At 35.0% G+C, this 22,425-nt stretch carries 25 protein-coding genes; 2 read left to right on the top strand and 23 right to left on the bottom strand.

All coding sequences use genetic code 11. From position 1 onward, the window contains the following. Positions 1-74: 74 nt before the first annotated feature. The 3 genes from B0A67_RS08810 to B0A67_RS08800 all read right to left on the bottom strand — a co-directional run bounded on the left by B0A67_RS08810 (position 75) and on the right by B0A67_RS08800 (position 2,280). Positions 75-1,271 (bottom strand): beta-ketoacyl-[acyl-carrier-protein] synthase family protein, encoded by a 1,197-nt coding sequence (locus B0A67_RS08810; RefSeq protein ID WP_072957784.1) that lies wholly within the window; start codon positions 1,269-1,271, stop codon positions 75-77. Positions 1,272-1,405: 134 nt separating this feature from the next. After that, the gene (locus tag B0A67_RS08805) at positions 1,406-1,663 is read right to left on the bottom strand and encodes a phosphopantetheine-binding protein (protein ID WP_017496902.1); all 258 of its coding nucleotides are present in this window, start codon (positions 1,661-1,663) and stop codon (positions 1,406-1,408) included. 2 nt (positions 1,664-1,665) lie between these two features. Continuing rightward, on the bottom strand, positions 1,666-2,280 hold the full coding sequence (locus B0A67_RS08800; RefSeq protein WP_072957787.1) for a 3-oxoacyl-ACP synthase: 615 nt from the start codon (positions 2,278-2,280) through the stop codon (positions 1,666-1,668). A gap of 69 nt (positions 2,281-2,349) precedes the next feature. Between B0A67_RS08800 and B0A67_RS24955 the strand changes: the two genes are divergently transcribed. Next, entirely contained in the window at positions 2,350-2,490 is a 141-nt protein-coding gene (locus B0A67_RS24955; RefSeq protein WP_165606704.1) for a hypothetical protein, read from the top strand. A 13-nt stretch (positions 2,491-2,503) separates the two neighbouring features. Here the strand turns inward: B0A67_RS24955 and B0A67_RS08790 are convergent, their stop codons facing one another. From B0A67_RS08790 to B0A67_RS08695, 19 genes are all read right to left on the bottom strand, one after another. Further along, the gene (locus B0A67_RS08790; protein ID WP_072957790.1) at positions 2,504-2,725 is read right to left on the bottom strand and encodes a hypothetical protein; all 222 of its coding nucleotides are present in this window, start codon (positions 2,723-2,725) and stop codon (positions 2,504-2,506) included. Between the two features lie 84 nt (positions 2,726-2,809). Next, the gene (rhuM, locus tag B0A67_RS08785; RefSeq protein ID WP_072957794.1) at positions 2,810-3,814 is read right to left on the bottom strand and encodes a RhuM family protein; all 1,005 of its coding nucleotides are present in this window, start codon (positions 3,812-3,814) and stop codon (positions 2,810-2,812) included. A 1-nt stretch (position 3,815) separates the two neighbouring features. Further along, positions 3,816-4,955, bottom strand: a complete 1,140-nt coding sequence (locus B0A67_RS08780) for a beta-ketoacyl synthase N-terminal-like domain-containing protein (protein WP_072957797.1) — start codon at positions 4,953-4,955, stop codon at positions 3,816-3,818. A 113-nt stretch (positions 4,956-5,068) separates the two neighbouring features. Continuing rightward, a complete protein-coding gene (locus tag B0A67_RS08775) occupies positions 5,069-5,518 on the bottom strand; it encodes an acyl-CoA thioesterase (RefSeq protein WP_072957799.1) in 450 nt (149 codons plus the stop codon). Further along, positions 5,493-6,782, bottom strand: a complete 1,290-nt coding sequence (locus B0A67_RS08770) for an ABC transporter permease (protein WP_072957802.1) — start codon at positions 6,780-6,782, stop codon at positions 5,493-5,495. The genes B0A67_RS08775 and B0A67_RS08770 overlap by 26 nt, the downstream gene beginning before the upstream one ends. Continuing rightward, a complete protein-coding gene (locus B0A67_RS08765) occupies positions 6,772-7,524 on the bottom strand; it encodes an ABC transporter ATP-binding protein (RefSeq protein ID WP_072957805.1) in 753 nt (250 codons plus the stop codon). Before B0A67_RS08765 ends, B0A67_RS08770 begins: the two co-directional genes overlap by 11 nt. Before the next feature lie 7 nt (positions 7,525-7,531). Further along, on the bottom strand, positions 7,532-8,530 hold the full coding sequence (locus B0A67_RS08760; RefSeq protein ID WP_072957809.1) for a BtrH N-terminal domain-containing protein: 999 nt from the start codon (positions 8,528-8,530) through the stop codon (positions 7,532-7,534). Further along, positions 8,530-8,934: a hypothetical protein gene (locus B0A67_RS08755; protein WP_072957813.1), complete on the bottom strand. Its 405-nt coding sequence runs from the start codon at positions 8,932-8,934 to the stop codon at positions 8,530-8,532. The genes B0A67_RS08760 and B0A67_RS08755 overlap by 1 nt, the downstream gene beginning before the upstream one ends. A gap of 324 nt (positions 8,935-9,258) precedes the next feature. Beyond that, positions 9,259-9,717: an ABC transporter permease gene (locus tag B0A67_RS08745; RefSeq protein ID WP_084074505.1), complete on the bottom strand. Its 459-nt coding sequence runs from the start codon at positions 9,715-9,717 to the stop codon at positions 9,259-9,261. Positions 9,718-9,725: 8 nt separating this feature from the next. Beyond that, on the bottom strand, positions 9,726-10,157 hold the full coding sequence (locus B0A67_RS08740) for a hypothetical protein (protein ID WP_072957822.1): 432 nt from the start codon (positions 10,155-10,157) through the stop codon (positions 9,726-9,728). Further along, complete coding sequence (locus B0A67_RS08735) at positions 10,157-11,290, bottom strand: beta-ketoacyl-ACP synthase III (protein WP_072957825.1); 1,134 nt, start codon at positions 11,288-11,290, stop codon at positions 10,157-10,159. Before B0A67_RS08735 ends, B0A67_RS08740 begins: the two co-directional genes overlap by 1 nt. 16 nt (positions 11,291-11,306) lie before the next feature. After that, entirely contained in the window at positions 11,307-12,209 is a 903-nt protein-coding gene (locus tag B0A67_RS08730) for an NADPH-dependent FMN reductase family protein (RefSeq protein WP_072957829.1), read from the bottom strand. Between the two features lie 44 nt (positions 12,210-12,253). Next, positions 12,254-13,894: a phytoene desaturase family protein gene (locus tag B0A67_RS08725; RefSeq protein WP_072957832.1), complete on the bottom strand. Its 1,641-nt coding sequence runs from the start codon at positions 13,892-13,894 to the stop codon at positions 12,254-12,256. 550 nt (positions 13,895-14,444) lie between these two features. Then, the gene (locus B0A67_RS08720; RefSeq protein WP_072957834.1) at positions 14,445-15,323 is read right to left on the bottom strand and encodes an LpxL/LpxP family acyltransferase; all 879 of its coding nucleotides are present in this window, start codon (positions 15,321-15,323) and stop codon (positions 14,445-14,447) included. Further along, positions 15,323-15,577, bottom strand: a complete 255-nt coding sequence (locus tag B0A67_RS08715) for an acyl carrier protein (protein WP_072957837.1) — start codon at positions 15,575-15,577, stop codon at positions 15,323-15,325. Before B0A67_RS08715 ends, B0A67_RS08720 begins: the two co-directional genes overlap by 1 nt. Then, a complete protein-coding gene (locus tag B0A67_RS08710) occupies positions 15,570-16,805 on the bottom strand; it encodes a beta-ketoacyl-[acyl-carrier-protein] synthase family protein (RefSeq protein WP_072957841.1) in 1,236 nt (411 codons plus the stop codon). Before B0A67_RS08710 ends, B0A67_RS08715 begins: the two co-directional genes overlap by 8 nt. Positions 16,806-16,969: 164 nt before the next feature. Further along, positions 16,970-17,701, bottom strand: a complete 732-nt coding sequence (gene fabG, locus B0A67_RS08705) for a 3-oxoacyl-ACP reductase FabG (RefSeq protein ID WP_072957844.1) — start codon at positions 17,699-17,701, stop codon at positions 16,970-16,972. A 29-nt stretch (positions 17,702-17,730) separates the two neighbouring features. Further along, the gene (locus tag B0A67_RS08700) at positions 17,731-18,978 is read right to left on the bottom strand and encodes a WG repeat-containing protein (RefSeq protein WP_072957847.1); all 1,248 of its coding nucleotides are present in this window, start codon (positions 18,976-18,978) and stop codon (positions 17,731-17,733) included. A 42-nt stretch (positions 18,979-19,020) separates the two neighbouring features. Continuing rightward, positions 19,021-20,541, bottom strand: coding sequence for an HAL/PAL/TAL family ammonia-lyase (locus B0A67_RS08695; RefSeq protein WP_072957850.1), 1,521 nt, complete (start codon positions 20,539-20,541; stop codon positions 19,021-19,023). Between the two features lie 101 nt (positions 20,542-20,642). Between B0A67_RS08695 and B0A67_RS08690 the strand changes: the two genes are divergently transcribed. Next, on the top strand, positions 20,643-21,902 hold the full coding sequence (locus B0A67_RS08690) for an NAD(P)/FAD-dependent oxidoreductase (RefSeq protein ID WP_072957853.1): 1,260 nt from the start codon (positions 20,643-20,645) through the stop codon (positions 21,900-21,902). Positions 21,903-21,977: 75 nt separating this feature from the next. Here B0A67_RS08690 and B0A67_RS08685 read toward each other — a convergent pair whose 3' ends face one another. Then, the gene (locus tag B0A67_RS08685) at positions 21,978-22,376 is read right to left on the bottom strand and encodes a helix-turn-helix domain-containing protein (protein ID WP_072957857.1); all 399 of its coding nucleotides are present in this window, start codon (positions 22,374-22,376) and stop codon (positions 21,978-21,980) included. Between the last annotated feature and the right edge of the window lie 49 nt (positions 22,377-22,425).

Here is a 22,425-nt window from a genome sequence, read left to right as displayed (position 1 = left end):
TTAAATTTGTTGTTTTAAAGGAACATGGAATCGTCATTATTAATTTATTTTTTATTGGAATCATGACGATTTCATTAGCTTTTTGAAAATATAAGGGTGGAACAATTTCCTCCAAAACCAAAAGAGTTGGATAAAACGTGTTCGATATTTTTATTTTTTAACGAAGTCTGAGGCTGCAAATCAAATTCTTCCATTTGATTTTCGAAATTCAAATTCGGATACACCACATTATTCTGAATCGCCAAAACGCTGTAAACCGCTTCAATTGCTGCTGCCGCGGCCAAAGTATGTCCGGTAAAGGGTTTTGTAGAACTAAAATCAGGCACTTTTTCGTCCTGATAGATTCTCTTTAAAGCTCTTCCTTCAGATAAATCGTTGTTGGGAGTTGCTGTTCCGTGTACGTTGATATAATCGATTTCAGAAGGTTTTAAACCCGAAACTTCAAATGCTTTTTTCATTGCCAAATAAGCACCATCTCCATTTTCTGAAGAAGCAGTCTGGTGAAAAGCGTCATTTGCATTTCCGTAACCCGAAACTCTTGCCAGCACTTTTTTGTTTTGTTTTGCCACAACTTCATCTGATTCTAAAACCAAATATGCTGCAGCTTCGCCCAGGTTTAAGCCTTTTCGTTCATTGTCAAAAGGTTTGTTGTAATCGTCTGATAAAATCATCAAAGTCTTGAATCCGTTAATCGTAAATTTTGCCAAACCATCGGCTCCGCCCACAATAACACGATCTAATTTTCCGGTTTTTATCAGTCTTGCACCCAGCATAATCGCGTTTGCTGCAGACGAACAAGCCGTACTAATAGTCGTAACGATTCCTTTTAGTCCCAGTTCTTCTGCAATTTTCTCCGCCACATCACCGCCATCATGGCAAGTAATGTATTTAACCAATTCAGGATGTGTGAAATAATCGTAATAATGTCTTTCAGTCATGTCCATTCCGCCCACGCTTGTAGCCGAAATAAGTCCGGTTCTGAATTCGTTTATCGATGTAATTCCGGCATTTTCAACAGCTTGTTTTGCTGCCAAAGTACCGATCATTGCTGTTCTCGAAAAGTTATTATCTTCAGTAAGGTTCAATTCTTTAACTAATTCTTCATTGGTTTTTTTGATTTCTCCCACCTTAATAACATCCGCATGAACTGTCGAAATATTTGTGATACGGGAAATGCCAATTTTATTTTCGATCAACGAAATATAATTTTCTTCGACTGAATTTCCAATCGAAGAGATAATTCCCATTCCGGTTATTGCAACACCTTTCATTGTAGACTTGCTTAGATTATTAGATTTTTAGACTTGCTTAGATTATTAGATAGTAGACTTCTTAGATTTTGTAATTTCCAGATTTAGACATTTTTGTCTAAGTTGTCTAAAAATCTAAGCAAGTCTAAGCAGTCTTATTTTGTTCTGTTAGCGCTAATATAAGCAGCCATCGTTTCAATCGACTGGAAAATTGTTTTTCCTTCTTTTGGGTCAACCAATTTAATTCCGTAATCTTTATCTAAAATCACAATTAATTCAAGCGCATCAATGGAGTCTAAACCTAAACCATCTCCAAACAAAGGATCGTTATCAGCAATATCTTCAATTGCGATATCTTCAAGATTTAATGTAGTAATGATTTTATTTTTTAATTCTTCTTTTAATGCTTCCATGATTATTTATTATATAATGTATTGATATTTTCGTTTGTATATTTTGTGCTTTCTTCTTTACTAATCGTGCAAAGAAACGCTTTGTAATCGTTATTAAAAAATTCTACCCATCCACAAAGAACCTTATCTGCCTTATTCGTATTCAACAGAATATCCGAGTAGTTCGACATAAATTCAGTGTTAAAGGCGTCAAATATAAAGAAAGAATTTTCACTTTTCAGCTGATGACGTATACTTATTTCGCCCAAACAAATATTTGGCAGCGTATAAACGAAAACTGCAGGGCTTGGAAAGTAGTTTTCTTTGTCTGAAATCGATTTCTGGTATTTAACATCAGTATCCAAACTCGACGATTTATTGGCAAAAACCAAAGCAATATTGTTTTCCTGATCTGCCGAAGTTATCGGACTCAAAAGCAATTCAGATCCTAAAAAAGCCAGCTTGCTCAAAGCATCCATTTTGAAAAACTTTGGATATTGAATGTCAAAGTTACGGTACGCTTGTTTAGAAAAATCACCAAAATCGGTTGGTTCTATTTTGAATACAGAAGTTCCGTTCAAAACAATTTCGTTGTTTTGGATGGTGATGTAGGATTGTATGTGAGTTTTTTGAGTCATTATTTTTTGTAACTTTGTCAAGTTATGAAATTCTACGAAAAATATCCACAGTTAAAACAGAAAAGCTTTTTGTCAAAAGTACTTACGGATACTGTATTTTCTACAATGTCTTTAGAAGACCAACAGGTTTCGAAGAGTAAAGTTGTTAAAATTGTCGATGCCATTTTAAAAGAGAAAGAATTAAAAGGAAACCAGTTCTTCACTAATTAATTGGGTTATTAATTTATAATCTCCATTTTCCAGCCCAATCGTAAAGTTGTTCAAATGCAATTTTATGAATTTCCAATACAAGCGATGTTGAAATCTCAACATCAGTTTCTAATTCAAAAGTATAAAGCTCAGCTTTTGCAATTCCGGACGCTTCAAACTCATTGATTTGATTTTTATCTGTTAAGCCAAGTAAATTATCGTCTGCGAACGGTGTCCAATTAGTTTGATTTTCCATTTCATTTTTTTAAAATCACCGGTGTATTACAAGTCTCACTTATGCCATTTTCATCAAAACCTGTTAAGAAAGACTTGCTTGTTTTCATTTTTTCTTTCCTATTTTTTTAATTTCCTTATCAAAATCTGAAATTATTTTTTGAGTTTTATTAAACTCATCATATTCTTTAATGGCTTTTTTATCAGCTTGAATTTTTGATATTTTGCCTTTTCCTTCTAAAATTTTATATTCATTGAATGAAAGAAATTTATTTACACTTGTAGCTAATTGCTCCATTGTAAAAGTATTTTCACGTTCGATCAAACCTTCAATATAATCAAAGTAACCTGTAACGGTTCTTTCAAGTTGACTTATTTCTTTTTCTTGTAAATAATTTTTAGCAACAATTACATCCGATTTTAATATTCTTCCGTCGGGAGCATTTTTCCAACTGCTAAGTCCCATGTTATCTTTCTTTTTATCTGCATTTTTATGGATAATTTCTGCAGCAGTATTTCCAGTTATAGCAAAGTGAAATTTATTTTGAACCATAGCATAAAAATTCTTCGTTACTTCTGAATTTTTATCATAATCGATACTACATTCTGCAAAAATGTCACTTACTTGCTGATAAATTCTACGTTCGCTGGCGCGGATAGAACGAACTCTGCGTAATAATTCTTTAAAGTAATCTTTGCCGAAAACAGTTTTTCCTTGTTTTAATCGTTCATCATCTAGAACAAACCCTTTTATAATATATTCTTTTAAGGTTTGGGTTGCCCATATTCTAAATTGCGTTGCTTTTGCAGAATTTACACGATAACCGACAGAAATTATGACATCAAGATTGTAATATTCAAGATCTCTATTAACTAATCTTTCACCTTCTTGTTGAACTGTTCGGAAATTCCGAACAGTTGCCTCTTTTTGTAGTTCGTTAGATTCGAATGTATTAGCTATATGCTCGCTAATTGTTGATTTTACTGCGCCAAAAAGCTCACTCATAGCTTTCTGTGTAAGCCAAATTGTTTCGTCTTGCACAAAAACATCTACTCTTACTTTTCCATTAGGATTGTCGTAAATTAGAAATTTAGTTTCGTTATTCTCCATTTCATTTCACTTTTTCAAAAACCACAGCCGTATTACAACCTCCAAATCCGGAAGCCGTCTTCAAAAAATACTCAATAGTTGTCTCTTCGTTTTTCTCAATAATATTTATCGATTCACTTACCCCCATTTCATCAAAACCTTTCGATTCAAAAAGCATATTTTGGTTTACAGATTCTATCGCGATTACGGTTTCTAATAATCCCGAAGCGCCTAAGGTATGACCGTAAAAACCTTTTAAACTATTTATAGAAACGTTTTGCAAACCCAAACGATTTAAGGCAATGGCTTCCATTTCGTCATTAAACGGAGTTGCTGTTCCGTGAGCTGAAATATAGTCGATTTTGTCCACTTCAATTTGGGCTTCTTTCAAAGCATTCTGAATACTTCTAAACAAACCTTCACCCGTTCTTGACGGACCCGAAATATGGTTGGCATCGTTTATCGAACTGTCTCCAATCACTTTTATTTTTGCGGTTGCCGGATTCGCCGAAATTAAAACAGCAGCCGTTGCTTCGCCTAAACTTACTCCGGTTCTGTTTTTAGAATACGGTTTACAAGGCAATTCGCTCATCGCCTGAAAAGAATTAAAACCGGACAAAACAAATTCTGAAACTTCATCTCCGGCTACAACAAAAACATTATCGTACAACTCAGACTGAATCATTCTTTTAGCAACCGAAACCGCTAAAATTCCGGAAACACAAGCATTCGAAACTACAATTGGTTGTGTTTGGAAGTTGAAGAAATCAGCAACATTTTTTGCCAAAATATCTAAATGTGCACTATTAAAACTTTCCTCTGAATTGTTTTTCAATGCTGTAACATTTCCTTTTGTGGTCGAAAGTATAAAAGCTGTTTTCGAATTTAATTCGATTCCGGATTTTTTGATAATCGGCTCTAAAGCCAAAATCATCATTTTTTCTAAGCGGGAATATTTGGTGTCAGTACTGATTTTCTCAAAAGCACTGTTTATTTTTTCATTACTAATAATCGAAGCATAAAACGGAATTGGCATTAAAGCAATATCCTGATGCAATTGAATACCGGAATCGCCGCGAACAATCGCTTCAATGTTTGATGCAACATCAAAACCTAAAGGCGTGATACAATTCGTTTCGTTGATATATACTTCTCTTATCATTTTATCTTAATTTCTGGCTGCTAAATGGGCCACAGATTGTACGGATTAAACGGATTAACGCGGATTTTTATTAATTTTAATTCGTGAAAATTAGTGTAATTCGTGTTTGTCTTTTATTTTAATAATCCCACTTTTCGTTTCCATTCTTCATAGAAAGGAGGATTTGTCAGCATTAGATTTCCGTCGCCGTCTAAAAATACCTGAACGGTTTCTCCAGTACAGGCCACTTCGCCTTTTGCATCTAATATTCTAAAACGATAGATCATTTTGGCAGCAGGAGTATCGACAACCGTTGTTTCTATGGTTACGACATCACCGTAGCGTAAAGACAATTTATGTTCGCATTTTGATTTTACGATTGGAGTCGTATAACCGGTATTGCCAATATCCAAATAGGTAAGTCCGTGTTGGCGGCCAAACGCTTCTCGTCCATCTTCAAAATAGGTAATATAATTGCCATGCCAAACGATTCCAAGCGGATCAGTTTCGTTAAAACGAATTCTGATTTCGTGAGAAACGGTTAGTTCAGTGGCTTCGTTATACTGTTCTTTTCTTTTTGTCATAAAATAAGGCTATAGATGTTGTGATAATAAAGAACAAAAATAACAAACTTATTTTTGGGATGATTTCGAGGAAAGAAACGTTGCGCAATAAAACATCGTAGAAAGCTTCTAATCCCCAATTCATAGGTGATGATTTAGCGATATATTGCATAATAGTTGGCATGGCAAAAACAGGCACCCAAACACCACCAACGGCAGCGAGAATAAGGACACTTGTCGCGCCAAACGGAGCTGATTGTTCTTGTGTATTGGCTACGGTTCCTAATAAAATACCGAAACCAATGGCAGCAAAACCGGAGAATAAAGCCACGACACTCATTAAAAATAAATGACCTTCAATATTTAAGGAAGGCAAACCAATATGCGGAAATAAAAAAACCGCCACAGCCACCATCATATAAAACTGAATCATACAAATGGCTGAATAGGTAATGGTTTTACCAATTATCACCACTAAATTAGAAACCGGATTGGTCAATAACCGAACAAAGGTTCCTTGTGATTTTTCTTTTACAATATTAATAGATAACGGAATCACGATAAAAAATATCGCAAAAAGTGTCCAGGCCGGAACGTTATGCTGTACCGAGTTTGGTCGAACTTCTTTGTTGTTTATTTTCGGAATTATTTCTTTGAAAGTAATGAAACTCTTTTGATCGAATTCAACAGTTCCTTCTCCCAATTGATTTTGGAACGTGGTGTAAATGGATTTGGTTTCGATTTGAGAAATCATCTTGTCAATCGAACTCATCACGGCATTTTTGAAACTCATCTGAACCGCCGGATCAAAATACAATTTTACTTCCTTTTCCCTGATTACTTTAGGTTTTTCTGTTTGTGCTGTAGAATCGGTTTCTGTTAAGCCCATTTTACTGATAATGTTCTCAACATTCTGATCGATTTTGGTTTGTAAGTCGATACTTAAATCTTTGGGAATCACAATCGCCAATTGGAATTTTCCTTTGTAAACGGCCTCTTTTGCCACTTCTTCGGTAATGGTTTTATTGTCGATTTGCGTGATAACACTAAACAAATTGCTTTTTTCAAGATTATCAAAAACGGTTTTAGACACAGAACCGTTGTCATTATCAACCAATAAAATTGGAATTTTATTGTCGCTAATGGTTTTAAAAGTACTGTCCTGAATTAAAGTTACCGTGATTACCAGTACCAACGGCATGATAAACAGAATAATCAATCCGCCTAAATCTCGTTTCAGTAAAAGGAATTCTTTTACGACTGACATCCAAATTTTATTGACCATCTCTAAAATCTTTACCGGTTAATGAAATAAAAACTTCTTCAAGATTGCGTGCTTCATCTGTCGAATCAATTAGACTTGATGGTGTTCCCTGCGCATAAATTCTGCCTCGGTCCAGAATGGCGATATTGGTACAAAAATCTTCGGCTTCAGCCAAATGATGCGACGTATATATAATCGTAGTTCCATTTTGATTGAGAACTTTCAAATAATCGATAATGGCATTTTTAGACTGAACATCAACACCAACAGTTGGTTCATCTAAAAACAGGACTTTAGGATTGTGCAAAATTCCGGCAATCAGATTCACTCTTCGTTTCATTCCGCCTGAGAAAGTTTCGATGCGTTTGTCGGCGAATTTTAACAGACCTAAAAGATCTAAAGTTTCAACGACTTTATCTTTAAGGTAGGAACCTTTTAAGCCGTACATACTTCCAAAATAATGGAGATTTTCTCTTGCTGTCAAAGTAGGATAGAGCGCATATTCCTGAGGAACAACTCCAATAATTTTTTTAATTTTAGAGGAATGATTCGTGTAGTTCAGGTTATCAATGGTAAAATGTCCGGAAGTGGGTTTGATCAATCCGCAAAGCATGGAGATTAAAGTGGTTTTCCCGGCACCATTTGGGCCAAGTAAACCAAAGATCTGTCCTTCGTTGATATCCAGAGAAACATCGTTCAAAGAATACTGGTCTGCATCTTTGTACTTTTTCGAAAGGGATTCTATTTTTATAATGGGTTTCAAAATATATCTAGCTAATCGCTTTTTTTAGTTTCTTGAAAAAGATTTCTTCTCTGTTGGCAATGCTCAAAAGTTCATCGGCAATGGCATTGTAAGCATCTTCTTTGGCACTTCTGTTTTTGTAAATTCTCGAAGCTTCTACAGCAAAATCTCGCCATGAATCTCCAATTAAGGTCATTTCTTTAGAAAGTACCTTTAATTCTTCATTGTTTAAAATAACGGAAGCTTCTTGTAAAAACGCAGCATAAATAAATCGAAAACCTCCGCCTCCGGTTCCAATTTCTTCCTGCATACGCACCATTTGTGCCAGGTAATGATTGGCTTTTTTGGTTCCGTGTTTTACGGGCCATTTACGGATTTGTTTTGATACGAATTTAATTCCGCGTACACCAACAATTGGCATTGGCGCCAACATATCACGACAAGTATTTTTGATTCCTTTGATGATGGCACTTTTTAGATCAACATTTGCGGGAATCTGAATCGGGTAATACATTTGTCCTCTTGGGGCAAAAGCGCCTTTGGCAAAACGTACTTTGTCTAGTTCGTCATGTGTCAGAGTGGTAACGGTTTCCATAACAGGATCGCTCACTAAATAATCAGTTTCAGTTTTTCCGTAAACGACTAAATTGTGTGCGTTGAAATGAAAGCGATATTCATCCGGAAAATAACTCAAATGATACACTCCAACTTGTAATCCGGTTGGGATATTGTTTTTTAAATTTTCATCCAAAGCTTTATTTGCATTTGCAGGAGAAGAAAATTTTTGTCTTTTTATTTTTAAATTTAAACGGCTGGCCAGTTTATTAAAAATTTGTCCCGGCAAAGTTCTGTAACTGATTGCAGGTGCATGATTTACTTTTAGAAAAGGCAAATACACAAAGAAAAGTCCGGAACCAATACCAAAAACCATAGGTTCGCTGATGTTGAGTCCGCTGTTTTTTAACAAATTCGAAGCAACTCCATTCTCACAATGTGCGGCTTGATGATGTGTAAAATTAGTTTGCATTAATCTGTTTTAATATTTTTTAATTCAGCTACCGAAATTTCGAAAGCATCGGCATATTTTTGTAAAATGGTATCGCTTAGTTTAGCAAAAACGGTTGGCTTAAAATGTCTTTTTACGCGCCATTTCCACATTCCAACATAACTTGCCAGAATAGTAAGATCCATTTTAGAGCGTTCCATATAATAGCAAATTGGGCTTACTTCGCCAATTTGAACTTGTAATTTTGCTTCGGCAATTCGTTCGTTTATTTCGTCTATTGAATTGGATAGTGCAATAGATTTAGGTTCCCAACCTGTACTTAGAGTAGTGGTATAATCGCCATTTTCATCGGTAGCATATAAAAGCTCTTTAACGTTGTTCGCGGTTAAGTTGCTTTTGTCTTGTGGTACTTTTTCTTTTTCCATTTCATTATTAATTTATCAGATACATAAGGCGAATGCGATACATACACTAATTATTAAAAACCCCAGATTTGCGAAAGCTAAATTTTGTTTTTTCTTCACAAATAAATAAATCATCTCTATCAGCATTCCCACGCAAAACGCCTGGATTGCCATAAGTTCTATAATAAAGAACCCTAAACCAGTATCAAAATGTTTGTGATCATCTCCATGACAATGTGAATGCCGATCAACGGTAAGATACCAAAGTAAAAAAAACGATCCAATTAATAATACTAAAATTCCAATCCGGATTAATAAATGCAGAATGATTTTTTTAGCATTCATTTACACCGAAACGATCTTTTGAATGAACAAATTAATTTCACATTCTAAAAGTAATTTATGTCCCCATATACTTTCGCAGCGCATGGTGCACAATGTATAATCGTCGCCTTCGAATTTTGAAACCAGGGTTGCTTTGGTAATAATTGTATCACCCACTTTTGGGAGTAAATGTATTTTAAGGTTTTTTATCGCACTGATAAAACCCAATACATTTACGTTTTCATTTTCTGTTCCGTCTTCGTCAAAAAAATACTTTTTGCCTACAATAGACGAACAGGTTTGTGCTGTATTTTCGATTAAACCGGCTTCGATAAAAATGTTATTGTCAATAAAAATATTGTCTTCTTTTATCAGGAAGATGGTCTCTACAAAATTAGAATCTATATCCAAAATTAAATCCACCATAAGCATTGGCGCTCGGTGCGGTAAGTAATTTTGTATATCAACTCCGGTTTTCATTGTTGCTGTCATTTCGCTAAAACAGTTTTCATTTGTCCGTTAGCAATTTCTTCATTATTCAGATATGTTACAATATCAACCAGTGTAATTCCGGCAAATTCCTGTAAAATTGTTACCGTTGATTGAATGGTATCATTAATTTTCGGCAATTTTTTAATCGCAATTTCTTTAATAGAACCAATATATCCCGTTGGGGCTATTTCGTTTTTTAAGAAAAATTGATATCCTGTATGCAAAGCTACAGATTGCGCCATATGTTCTATTAAACCTGCTTCCAGAAAAGTATCATTGTCAAAGAAAATATTATCATTTTGAATCTTAAACCCGGAAACCAATGAAGTTTCGGTATACGAATACATTTGATCGACCATAACAAAAGGGAATTTTTGCGGCAATAAATTTTCGACAGCCTCTTTTTCTAAAAGTAAAGTTGTTTCCATTAGCAAACTGTTAAATACGCATAAGCAAAAGAGAATCTTCCACTTTCAGGAACTGATAAAAGGATACGATCTCCTTTTTTTAAATTTCCTGAATTCATCAGTTCTTCTACAGCCAAATAGATAGAGGCAGAGCCTACATTTCCTACTCTCGAAAGGTTCATGAACCATTTTTCATCAGCCATTCCGATTCCTTTTTCAGTTAATCCTTTCTTTAAACCTTCAACAAAAAAGTTAGAAGAAACGTGTGGAATAAAATAATCGACCTGATCTGCTGTAATATTATTTTTAGACATGGCATCGCTCATACTTTCAGCTCCTTTAGAAAGTATAAATTCATCCAGTAATTTTACATCTTGTTTAATGGCAAAAACCGATTGGTTTAACCATTGCTCGGGAGGATAATCACTCCACGCTTTAATTTCGCCATTTTCTAATTTATCTCCTCCGGCATACATACAGGTTTCTAATTCGTACGCATACGAAAAAGCTTCCATCCATTCGATTTTTAGAGAAATAGGGCCACTTGGTTTATTTTCTAATAAAAAAGCACCGGCACCGTCAGATAACATCCAACGTAAAAAATCTTTTTTGAAGGCAATTATAGGCTGCTCTTCAAGACTTTTTAGATTGGCTGCTTCATGATTGTACATTTGAGCATTCAGCCAGGTTGAAACTCTTTCTGAGCCTGTGCAAATTGCATTTTTAGAGTTTCCTGATCTTACAGAAAGGAAACCAAATTTTAAAGAATTCATTCCGGCACAACAAACACCAGTTGACGAATTTAATTCTACCGATTTGTTTTTTAATAAACCATGAACCATCGCAGCGTGCGAAGGCAGGAAAATATCAGGTGTTGAGGTTCCGCATGAAAGCACTTCAAGATCTTGTGCTGTAAAATTTTCATCAAATAATTGTACAACAGCATTTCGGGTTAATTCAGCATTGTTATGTGTGCTTTTTCCCGTTTTATCTATGGCGTAATAACGACTTGTAATTTTATTATTGCGCAAAATAATGCGTCTTGCTTTAGAGGCAGCATCATTAATGAGTCCTAAATAATCTTCCATTTCTTCATTAGAAACAGGCTCATTTGGCAAATACTTTGCGGCTTTGGTAATATATACTTCAAACATAATCTAATTTCGTCTTCTAAACTCCTTGATAATATTGAGTTTCTTTTTTTATGGTTTTTAACTTAAAAGGGTAGGTAATAAGGTGCAATATATATACTATTGGTGAGATTAACCATATTGCGAGGAATAAATAAACATTAAATACTTTAAGAAGCTGTTTTCTGTTTTTTTGGTGCTTATATATCAGATTAGACCATTTATTGAAAATTTTATTCGCGGTTTTATCCACCGTAACTAAATACGGGCTAATTTTTACTGCGTCAATGGCTAATAATTTTGGCTGTAAATCTTCTAATTTACCTTCGTTTAATGCGGAAACAATGACATTTCCAAATTTATCCGACTCCTGAATGTCTTTGTCTGAAACTCCCGGTAACGGAAGAATTCCCAAATATTTTTTCTTTACTCCGGAGAACATCCATTCTACTATTGTGATAACGCTGATTAAATTTCCAACGCGATCTACCAAAGCAATATTCCCTACTAATTGAGCATTGGCTTCTTTTAGTAAAGTTTTGATTTTTTCCTGTGCCATAATCCACATATTACGAGAACCGCTTATGGTGACAACAGGCGTATTGTTCAGGATTTTTTTTGCATCGTCGCTTTTTAAAAATGAATTGACAGGAATCGAAGGCGACAAATACCACACCTGATAATGGAAAAGTATTAAGTCGAATTTCGCGTTTAAAATCTCTTCAGGAACAGGTTTTAATGCTGTAGGTATTTGAAGAAATGATTCAGGAAAGGCGTCAAAAAAAGAACTCTTATCCCATGGAAAGGGAAAAGGTTTCTGTAATTGTATTTCATGAAACGTTACATTTATTGCTTCTGAATTCAGGATAGGTTTTGCGATATTTCGCGCAATCTCTTCTAATTGTCCGGATTGAGAATAATAAATAACAAGAACATTTTTCATTTGGTTTGATGGCTTTGGTGGTTGCGCAAAAATAAGTATTTTTTTTAAACGAATTTCCTTATTTTATCTGTTCGTTTGGTATGTACCCAATCCGGCCATGTCGAAACATCTTCGGCATCGTAAATTCGGATTTTCTGGTTGTTATCTTCTATTAATAAATCATCAGATGTGCATCCCAAAATGGCCGCCGCAGCTGCCACGCCTGAGTATGTCGCGCCAGCAACACCATGAGACAGCGTACAGGCACCGCAAAGGAATAGGTTTTCGATTTCGGTTTTGTTTTTATACGAGAAAGGGCCTACCTGATTCAATGTTTTTTCGGTTCCGTAAACATTGCCTTTGGTTGAGTTAATATAGAATTCATTGGTTTTAGGAGTTCCTAATTCTGCCTGAATAATATGTTGTTTTGCGTTTGGAATTATTTTTTCGACATTATTCATCAGTTTATTGATGATTTTTTCTTTGAAAATTTTATACTCTTCAGTGTGATAATCGTCTAAACCATTAAAATCTTTTAAGTGATCATAATTCACATACGTTACAATTTCAAAATTATGATAACGTCCGTTGAAGCTTGCCGGATCTTTGAGTGTGGTGCAACTGATAAATACCGAAGGAAATGAATCTCCGGAATCAATGGTGTTGCTCATTAAATGTTCAAAGTTGGCATCGTCATTTTCATCTTTCATCATCCAAAAATTTCCGGAATCTATATTATATAAGGTAACATCAATGTCAAGTGTAAGGAATAAAATCAAAGAAGTAACCGAATATTTTGTCTTGTCGAGTTTTTTAAGAAGTGATTTACTGAGGTGTTCTTTGTCAATTAAATTGAGATAAGTAATAGAAGGATCTGCGTTTGAAACAATGTTTTTAGCTCTTATTTCTTCGCCATTTTTAAGCTGGATACCAATTGCTTTTTTATTTTCGATGATGATTTTACGAACGTTTTGTTTTACGCGAATTTCTCCGTGATGTCTTTTTACACCATTTGTCATGGCTTTTACAATTCCGCCTCCGCCACCCATTGGATAAAAACCGCCATCAAAATAATGACTCATTACAGAACAATGTACCGGAAAGCAAGCCCGGCTTGGTGGAAGTCCGTGATCGCCACATTGAATATTCAGTACCGCTTTTAGTTTCGGATCCTTGACGTGCCAGCCAATTACTTTTTTTAAAGGAAACAAAGCAAATTTCCCAAAATGTTTGGTGCGAAACGGAACGGTAATGTTTTGCCAGAAACCTTTCAGTTTTGGAATTAACTGCAATTCATAACTCACTTTTTCAACCAATGAAAGATATTCTTTGATGTTTTTTTCTTCGTGTGGAAAATGTGCAGAGAGTTTTTCTTTTAGATTTTCGACTCCTGCAGGAAGATCGAAAGTTTCCTCTCCAATCAGACAATGTTCGTAAGCATTGGTGTTCATTCGAAAAAAAACCATGTCGTTGGCAATTCCCAAACCTCTGTACAATTCATTGGTAGACTGTCCTTCTTCTAATTGTCCTACGTAATGTACACCCGGACTAAAACGTTGTCCTTTTAAAGTAAAACTATGACTCCAGCCACCGGGAACATAATGTTGTTCGAGTACCAAAACTTTTTGTCCGGCTCTTGCAAGACAAATTGCCGTTGATAATCCGCCAACTCCGGAACCAATAATAATGGTGTCAAATTCCTGCATACTTTACTTTAAGAATTGAAAAGTATAAAAGAACGATTTTTAATTAAATAATTTTTACGCTTTGACGGAATTTGTAAAAAAACTTAAAAGTATATTCTTTGTTAATTTTTTTTCACGCAGATTTTAAAAGATTTGAGCAGATTTCTATTTTTTATTGGAGTGTTTTTGATTTACAATAAATAGATTTGGAACAGTATAATTTATTCGTAAGACTATGTGATAAAATCTTGATTTTTTAGAACTATCTCAAACGGAGCATACAATCTATGTTTCTATGTGCTAAATTTTTTTTTCACGCAGATTTTAAAAGATTTGAGCAGATTTCTATTTTTTATTGGAGTGTTTTTGATTTGCAATAAATAGATTTAGAACAATATAGCTTATTCGTAAGACTATGTGATAAAATCTTGATTTTTTAGAACTACCTCAAACGCAGCATACAATCTATGTTTCTATGTGTTAATTTTTTTTTTTACGCAGATTTTTATTGGAGTGGTTTTAATTAAAAACACAAAAACACACATAGATTTAGAGAACACAAAGAGAGATTTTATTTTAACTTATTCCAAAAATCAAAGTAATTGAACCATTGCAGCGGGTATTTTGCCAGCATCGATTCTACGCTTTCGATATAGGCTTTTAGTAAACCTTTTTCGTCACGATGTTTGACTATAGCTTCTCTTGCATACAAGTGATAATGCAGGTTGGGCTCTTTCATTACGTAAACAAAAACGACTGGAACTTTTAATCTTGAAGCGATTAAAAACGGACCTGCAGGAAAGTTAGCTTCCTCTCCTAGGATTTTTTCAGAAAGTGATTTGGTGCCTTCAAAATAGCGATCTCCGGTAAAACAAACCAGTTCGTTTTTAGAAAGCGCGGCATTGATCTCAAAAATATGAGACAAGTCATCTCTGATAATGATAAACTTAACGGTAGGTTTTTGGGTGACGCTTTCGAGATAATTCTTAATAGCAGAATGTTCGAGATCTGTAGTCACCAGATTAATCTGAAAATCAATGTCGATATCGCCCAGAAAATGTTCGGCGATTTCAAAATTTCCAATATGGGCACTGATCAAAACACCTCCTTTTTTCTCTGCCAAAAGATTTTTCAGGATTTCGATCCCGTCAAACTCATAGGTGAATTTATTCCGCATTCCTGCCGAAATGGAAATTTTATCAATGATGGTCTGTCCAAAAGTGTAGTAACTTTTGAAAACCATTTTTTTAGATTTGAAACCTGAGTACCTGAGCCTTTCTCTGAAATAGTAAGAAATGGCTTTGTTGCTTTTTTTTAGAAATAAAAAATAGTAAGAAGCGACAAAGTAAAGTAAAACATAAGCAGCTTTAACACCCGCTTTTTTTATAAGAAAAACGAATATTCTATACCCTAAAACAGTTCCTTTTGATTTGCCATCCCATTCGCTCATTAAGCAGTTTTGGCTTTTAATTTGTTTTCAATAAGATCATAAAAACTTTGAAAAGAATCAATTCCTACGAAATCTACTTCTACCAGCTTTACACCAAAGTTAGCTTCTATCGAAACTACTAAATCAACATAGTCTAAACTATCTAACCCAAGTGTGTCTTTTAAATTAGCATCTGGTTCAATATCCTCATTATCTACTTCAAATTCATCAACTAAAAAACCATTTATTCTTGCTATAATCTCTTCTTTATTCATCGTTCAATTTAAACTTTTTAACCACCAACGCAGAGTTGGTTCCTCCGAACCCGAAGGAATTGGACAAAAATATGTCAAATTTTTTGTTTAAAGTAGTTTTGACTAAATTTAATTTAGCGGCATCTTCATCAGGATTGTCCAAATTGATGTTTGGCGCAATGAAATCGTGCTGCATCATTAAGATTGAATAAATTACTTCGCTGGCTCCTGCCATCCAGCATTCATGACCGGTCATTGATTTTGTAGAACTTACGTACGGATTTTTCTCACCAAAAACTTCAAAAATAGCTTTGGCTTCATTGCCGTCTCCAACCGGAGTTGAGGTGGCATGTGCATTTATATAATCAATGTCTGTTGCTTTTAATTGGGCATCATCAAGCGCTCGTTGCATGGCTATAGACGGGCCTTCGACATTTGGGGTCGAGATGTGTCCGCCGTTCGAAGAGAATCCGTAACCTGCGACTTCGGCAATAATGGTGGCACCTCTTGCAACGGCAGATTCGTAGCTTTCGAGTATTAAAGTAGCGCCGCCGCCACTCGGAATTAATCCGTCGCGATCAGCATCAAAAGGGCGGGAAGCTTTTTGAGGTTCATTTTCTCTATTCGAAAATACACCCAAACCATCAAAACTGCTCATGGCATATTTGTTGATTTCCTGAGCTCCTCCGGTGATGATGATATCCTGGAAACCGCTTTTTATTAGAAAATAAGCCAATCCAATAGAATGAGAACCACTTGCACAAGCGGCACTTATGGTAAGATTGATGCCACGGAGTTTAAAAATAGTAGATAAATTCATTGTTACCGTAGAATTCATCGATTTAAAAATGGCCCCGGAACCTATTAGTGCGGTGTCTTTTTTCTCTCTCACAATATCTGTTGCGTCAATAATTGCTTTTGATACGCTATCATTTCCGTACATAATTCCTACTTCGCGATTGTCAAAAAAAGCGTCGTCGATATTCGCATTTTTCAATGCTTCGATGGTGGCCATATAAGCATATTCGGTTTCTTCACCAATACTCATACGTTGTCTTCGGGTCAATAAGTTTTTCAGATCAGCTTTTGGAACCATTCCCGTAAGGGCAGATTGAAAACCAAATTCTTTTCTTTCGGAATCAAACTGAATACCGGATTTTCCGTTGTATAACGATTCCTTTACTTCTTCTAAAGAAGTTCCGATACAAGAATAAATTCCCATTCCAGTAATTACAACTCTCTTATTCATCGTCTTTTAAAGTAATTTATTTAAAGTGTAATTTTTTTAATCTCGCAAAGGCGCAGAGTCGCAAAGTTCTTCTTTTTAAATCTTTTTTTAATAAAACATTGTGAATCTGCGTCTTTGCTAACAATTTTAAAAAACTTAAAATAGTCTCGTAAACTTAGGAACTATTAAGAATATATTCCTCCGTTTATATTGATAATTTCTCCTGTAATGTAGCTCGATTTTTTAGAAATCAAAAAGCTTACCAAATCTGCTACTTCTTCGGCTTCGCCAAAACGATTTACCGGAATTAGTTTTAGTAATTCTTTTTCATCTAACTGACTTGTCATATCGGTTTTTATAAAACCCGGTGCAACAGCATTTACAGTAATATTTCGTTTCGCAACTTCCTGTGCTAATGCTTTTGTAGCAGCAACAATTGCGCCTTTTGCTGCGGAATAGTTGGTTTGTCCTGCGGTTCCTTTTACACCAGAAACCGAAACCATGTTTACGATTCGGCCATATTTATTGCGCAGCATTTTTTGAATGAAAAATTGCGTCACATTGAAAAAACCGTTCAGACTTGTATTCACAACACCGTTCCAGTCTTCGGGAGTCATCCACATAAAAAGACCATCTTTTGTAATTCCGGCGTTGTTTACAATTGCTTCTACAATCGCTTCAGGATTTGCTTCCTGCCATTGTGTTAATGTTTTTTGTACTTCTTCGAAATTAGAAACATCAAAACCTAAGATTTCTCCGGTTGCTCCTAATTTTTGAATTTCCTGAAGTGTTGCTTCGGCAGCTGTTTTATTGGAGTGATAGTTTATCAGAATGTGATAATTGGCATCAACGGCTAATTTTTTACAGATAGCACTTCCAATTCCTCTTGAACCGCCTGTTACTAATACACATTTCATATATGTTGTAGAATTTATTTTTTTTAATGTTACTTCTTCTTTTTAGCTGCTGATTTTACTGCTGGCTTAGCTGTAGGTTTTGTTGCAGTCTTTGTTTCTGTTTTTTGTTTATCAGAAACGGTTTCAGTTGTAACCTTTTTTTCTATTGCTTTTTCAGTTGATTTCGAAAACAGTTCAGCGTTTTCAAACCATTCATTAGCCAATACAGTTCCGTCCGGTTTAAGAAATCCCCATTTGCCTTCGTTTTTTACTCTTGCAAGACCATCAATAAAACCTTTGTCTTGTTGTACAAAAAGTGCAATGACGAATCCGTTTGCAGTGATGGTGTATTGAGTCGGGATAACTAATTTTCCGGATTCATTGATAAAACCCCAGTTTTTTTCTTTTACAGGAGCCAGTCCGTTTGAGCTAAAAACTTCTGCATCGCTATAGGTTGGCGGAATAATAAATTCTGCTTTTGGATTGATATACCCCCATTTAGATCCTACACAGACCGGAGCCAAATTTTTCGAGAATGCTTTTGCTTTGTCATATATAGGTAGAATCGCCCAGTTTCCTTTTAAGTCAATGAATCCAATTTTGCCGTTCTTTTTGGCATAAGTCAGATCCTGAGTTTCAAAATCCCAGATTTTTTCAGCACCATCTACCGGAATAAATTTTCCTGCACTAACGATTCCAAAAGTTTTGTCTTTTCTTGCCCAGGCTGTGTTTTTAGAGTAGTTTCCTATTTCGGCATAAGAAGGTTCTATCACTTCTTTTCCTTCAGTATTGATGATTCCCCAATTTTTGTTCAGTTCAACTCTTGCAAAACCATTTTCAAAAGATTTAATCTGATCGTATTTTGGTTCCAGGACAACGGCCATTTTTGAATTGATTAATCCAACTTTGGTATTTTGTCTGATAAAAGCAACCCCATTATTAAAATCAAATAATTTATCAGAGAAAGGTGCTTTCTGAATTTCTCCTTTAGTATCAATATAAACCCAGTCCTTATCTTTTTTTACAATTGCAATTCCGCTGTTAAAATCTTTCGCGTCACTAAACGTTGCCGGAATTACCCAGGTTCCTTTAGTATCTATAAAACCCCATTTTCCTCCGTTTTCTACGGCAGCTAAACCATCAGAAAAACTTTTGGCTAATTTGTATTGAGGTTCAATCTTAAAGTTTCCATCTTTAGAAATATATCCAATTTTGCCATTTTTTTTAACCAAAGCCAGTTCCTGACTATTAACAAATTGAATAAATAATACGAATAAAAAAATAAGTGGTTTTTTCATGATTTTAAGGTTCAATATTAATAATGTGAAAAAAGGTATTTCTTAACTGTTGATCAGATAATCTTTTACTTTTTGAACAAACGGATACATGACCTGATCTTCTGTAAATACAGGAATGATATTTCTAACGTCGTCATACCATTTTTTAGTAACGGATGAAATTTTATCTTTTTGTTCTAAATAATCAATTGCCTGAACGATTGTAATCAATTCGATTGCCAAAACTTCAAAAGAATTTTCGATAACTTTTGATGTGATAACGGCTGCATTTGTTCCCATACTTACAATGTCCTGATTGTCGTTGTTGTTTGGGATACTATGTACATACATCGGGTTAGATAACATCTGACTTTCGGCAGTTGTTGAGGTGGCTACAAACTGAACACCCTGCATTCCGAAATTAAATCCTAATGTTCCTAAGTTTACAAATGGAGGAAGGATTTCGTTGATTTTTGAATTCAGTAAATAATTCAGCTGGCGTTCTGCCAACATCGTTAATTTGGTAATAACAATTTTCAGCTTATCCATTTCAAGCGAGATATAATCGCCGTGAAAGTTTCCTCCGTGATAAACGTGTTTGTTTTTTACATCTATTATAGGATTGTCGTTTGCTGAGTTGAATTCGTCTTCAAGAATAGAAGCAACGTTATTGATTGTTTCTAAAACCGGACCTAAAATTTGAGGTACACAACGTAACGAATAATATTCCTGAACTTTTTCCTTGAAAATTTCTTCGGTGTTTTCACCAGAATATAAATGGTCTTCTCTTTTACGGATCAAAGTACTGTCAGAAAGATTTTGTCTCATTCTTAACGCCACTTCCTGTTGTCCTTTATGACGTTTGGTTTGGTTTAATTCTTCAGAGAAATGATCGTCATACGCCTGAACCAATTCGTTTATGGCGCAAGAAGCTTTTAATGACCAGTCTAATAATTTGTTAGCGTGGTGCACATTTACAACTCCAATTCCGGTCATTACAGAAGTTCCGTTGATTAGCGCCAGACCTTCTCTGATTTCTACCTGAATAGGTTTTAAGCCTTCGATCTCAAAAACTTCCTGAGTTGGTCTTCTGTCTCCTTTATAAAAAACTTCGCCTTCGCCAATTAAAACTAAAGCCAAGTGTGATAATTGTACTAAATCTCCGCTGGCACCAACACCACCGTGTTCAAAAATAAGAGGCGTAATATCTCTGTTGATCAATTCTGCCATCAGATGAATTACAGAAGGATGAACTCCTGAGTTGCCTAATGATAAAGTATTTAATCGCGCCAGAATTGCCGCTTTTGCACAAACAGGGCTCAATGGTTTTCCTGTTCCGGAAGAGTGGCTTCTGATTAAATTGTATTGTAACTGAATTTGGTCAGATTCTTTAATTCTATATTGAGCCATTGGTCCAAAGCCTGTATTTACTCCATATATTACTTTGTTTCCGGAGAATTCTTTCAGGAAATTGAAGCTTTCATTTACTCGGTTTAAAACAGCATCGCTGATAGAAACTTTGTTATTTCCAAAAATGATAGACTCGAATTCTGCTAAACTTAAATATTCATTAATTGTATTCATTAAACTGGTTTTGATTGTGCTAATTTAATTTTATTTATCAAAATAAATGTAGTTATTTTGATGATGGCAAATGTAGGTTAATAATTGATAATATTTTTAATATGATAAAGGAGTTTGTTGATGTTTTAGTGATTGGTGCGGGACCTTCAGGATGTGTGTCAGCATCTTATCTTCACAAAAACAATGTTAAGGTAAAAGTGGTCGAAAAAACAAAGTTTCCCAGACTGGTGGTTGGCGAAAGTCTTATACCCCGGGTAATGGATCATTTTGCTGAGGCTGAGCTTTTTGAAAGTCTTGACGCAATGAATTTTGAAAAAAAATTAGGCGCCCGATTTATCAGGGGAGAAGAGATATGTGTTTTTGATTTCAGTAAAAAATTTGGTGAAGGCTGGGATTGGACCTGGCAAGTGCCAAGAGCTGATTTTGACAATACAATGGCACAGGAAGTGATTCGAAAAGGGATTGATCTGGAATTTGAATCTGAGGTTTTGGAGGTTTCTTTTGAAGGTAAAAAATCAAAAACAATCGTAAAAGATAAGGACGGAAATCTTAAAGAAATCCATGCTAATTTTATTATAGATTCCAGCGGATACGGACGTGTTCTGCCAAGACTTTTAGATCTTGATACGCCATCGCAACTAGATCCCCATTCTTCGATTTTTACCCATGTAAAAGATATTAACAGAACCGAAGGCGAGGAAGGAACTCAGATTTCGTTTGATATTCTCGAAACCGAGGTTTGGTTGTGGGTAATTCCGTTTTCTAACGGCAACACCAGTTTGGGAGTTGTAGGGCCAACGGATTTTATCAATTCATTATCTGAAAATAAAAACAATGCCGAGGCTTTGCGCAATGCGATTCAAAAATCAGATTATTATATCAAAAGATTTAAAGGAACGGAGTTTTTATTCGAACCCGTAAAACTCGAGAATTATTCAAGAGCGGTAAAAAGAATGTACGGAGACGGTTTTGCCCTTACAGGAAACAGTTCTGAATTTTTAGATCCTGTTTTCTCTTCAGGAGTTGCCTTTGCGACAGAATCCGGAATGTTAGCTGCAAAATTATACCTTAAAGAATCACAAGGAATTGAAGTAGACTGGGAAGTTGAATTTACAGAATACATGAAAAAAGGAATTGCGGTTTTTACCACTTACGTGAAAGAATGGTATACCGGAAACCTTCAGACTTTATTCTTTCACCAACCGGAAAATCCGGAAGTAAAAGAAAAGATATGTGCAGTTCTGGCGGGTTATGTCTGGAACGAAGAAAATTCGTTTGTAAAAAAACACGATCATGTAATTAAGAATATGGCCTATTTACTGAATATGCAGAAAGAAGAAAAAGAAAATCAAGGTTCTTAATTAGCAAAATAAAAAAACGCAAATATCTTTTTAGATTTTGCGTTTTTTATAAAAATTATCTTCGTCTAAAGAATATTATTTTTCTTTTAGCATTTTTTCTAAAAATTCATTTTTCTCTTTTTCAACCTGAACCAAACGTTCGTAAAGTTCCACAACTTTATCAAGAGGATTGAAAGTACAATTATTATTAGTGTTATTTAAATAACCATTATTAGCACTATTATCGTAAAAGTTATTAAAGAAATTAAAAACAGATTCTTCTGTAAAATTTTCAATAGCTTCAATCGTAACGCCAAGTGCTTTTGCAATTTGTACCAATTTTTCGAAATCGACAGTTTCGCTGGTTTCAATACTGGAAACAGTTTGTTGACTTAAGCCAATTGCTTCTGCAAGTGCTTCTTGTTTCATACCGCGAAGTTCTCTGATTCGGCTGATATTTCTGCCAATGTGTTTTGGTTTAGTTGCTGTACTCATAATTCAAAGGTATTTAAAATTCTTTTACAAAATAGAAATTGGTAAAAAA

The sequence above is a fragment of the Flavobacterium aquidurense genome, from assembly GCF_002217195.1.
Lineage (GTDB): Bacteria > Bacteroidota > Bacteroidia > Flavobacteriales > Flavobacteriaceae > Flavobacterium > Flavobacterium frigidimaris.
This window is presented reverse-complemented; position numbering and strand designations above follow the sequence as displayed.

Coding starts and splice junctions, on each gene's coding strand:
- B0A67_RS08810 (WP_072957784.1), bottom strand. CDS start 1,271: ATGAAAGGTGTTGCAATAACCGGAATGGGAATTATCTCTTCGATTGGA.
- B0A67_RS08805 (WP_017496902.1), bottom strand. CDS start 1,663: ATGGAAGCATTAAAAGAAGAATTAAAAAATAAAATCATTACTACATTA.
- B0A67_RS08800 (WP_072957787.1), bottom strand. CDS start 2,280: ATGACTCAAAAAACTCACATACAATCCTACATCACCATCCAAAACAAC.
- B0A67_RS08790 (WP_072957790.1), bottom strand. CDS start 2,725: ATGGAAAATCAAACTAATTGGACACCGTTCGCAGACGATAATTTACTT.
- rhuM (WP_072957794.1), bottom strand. CDS start 3,814: ATGGAGAATAACGAAACTAAATTTCTAATTTACGACAATCCTAATGGA.
- B0A67_RS08780 (WP_072957797.1), bottom strand. CDS start 4,955: ATGATAAGAGAAGTATATATCAACGAAACGAATTGTATCACGCCTTTA.
- B0A67_RS08775 (WP_072957799.1), bottom strand. CDS start 5,518: ATGACAAAAAGAAAAGAACAGTATAACGAAGCCACTGAACTAACCGTT.
- B0A67_RS08770 (WP_072957802.1), bottom strand. CDS start 6,782: ATGGTCAATAAAATTTGGATGTCAGTCGTAAAAGAATTCCTTTTACTG.
- B0A67_RS08760 (WP_072957809.1), bottom strand. CDS start 8,530: ATGCAAACTAATTTTACACATCATCAAGCCGCACATTGTGAGAATGGA.
- B0A67_RS08755 (WP_072957813.1), bottom strand. CDS start 8,934: ATGGAAAAAGAAAAAGTACCACAAGACAAAAGCAACTTAACCGCGAAC.
- B0A67_RS08745 (WP_084074505.1), bottom strand. CDS start 9,717: ATGAAAACCGGAGTTGATATACAAAATTACTTACCGCACCGAGCGCCA.
- B0A67_RS08740 (WP_072957822.1), bottom strand. CDS start 10,157: ATGGAAACAACTTTACTTTTAGAAAAAGAGGCTGTCGAAAATTTATTG.
- B0A67_RS08735 (WP_072957825.1), bottom strand. CDS start 11,290: ATGTTTGAAGTATATATTACCAAAGCCGCAAAGTATTTGCCAAATGAG.
- B0A67_RS08730 (WP_072957829.1), bottom strand. CDS start 12,209: ATGAAAAATGTTCTTGTTATTTATTATTCTCAATCCGGACAATTAGAA.
- B0A67_RS08725 (WP_072957832.1), bottom strand. CDS start 13,894: ATGCAGGAATTTGACACCATTATTATTGGTTCCGGAGTTGGCGGATTA.
- B0A67_RS08720 (WP_072957834.1), bottom strand. CDS start 15,323: ATGAGCGAATGGGATGGCAAATCAAAAGGAACTGTTTTAGGGTATAGA.
- B0A67_RS08715 (WP_072957837.1), bottom strand. CDS start 15,577: ATGAATAAAGAAGAGATTATAGCAAGAATAAATGGTTTTTTAGTTGAT.
- B0A67_RS08710 (WP_072957841.1), bottom strand. CDS start 16,805: ATGAATAAGAGAGTTGTAATTACTGGAATGGGAATTTATTCTTGTATC.
- fabG (WP_072957844.1), bottom strand. CDS start 17,701: ATGAAATGTGTATTAGTAACAGGCGGTTCAAGAGGAATTGGAAGTGCT.
- B0A67_RS08700 (WP_072957847.1), bottom strand. CDS start 18,978: ATGAAAAAACCACTTATTTTTTTATTCGTATTATTTATTCAATTTGTT.
- B0A67_RS08695 (WP_072957850.1), bottom strand. CDS start 20,541: ATGAATACAATTAATGAATATTTAAGTTTAGCAGAATTCGAGTCTATC.
- B0A67_RS08690 (WP_072957853.1), top strand. CDS start 20,643: ATGATAAAGGAGTTTGTTGATGTTTTAGTGATTGGTGCGGGACCTTCA.
- B0A67_RS08685 (WP_072957857.1), bottom strand. CDS start 22,376: ATGAGTACAGCAACTAAACCAAAACACATTGGCAGAAATATCAGCCGA.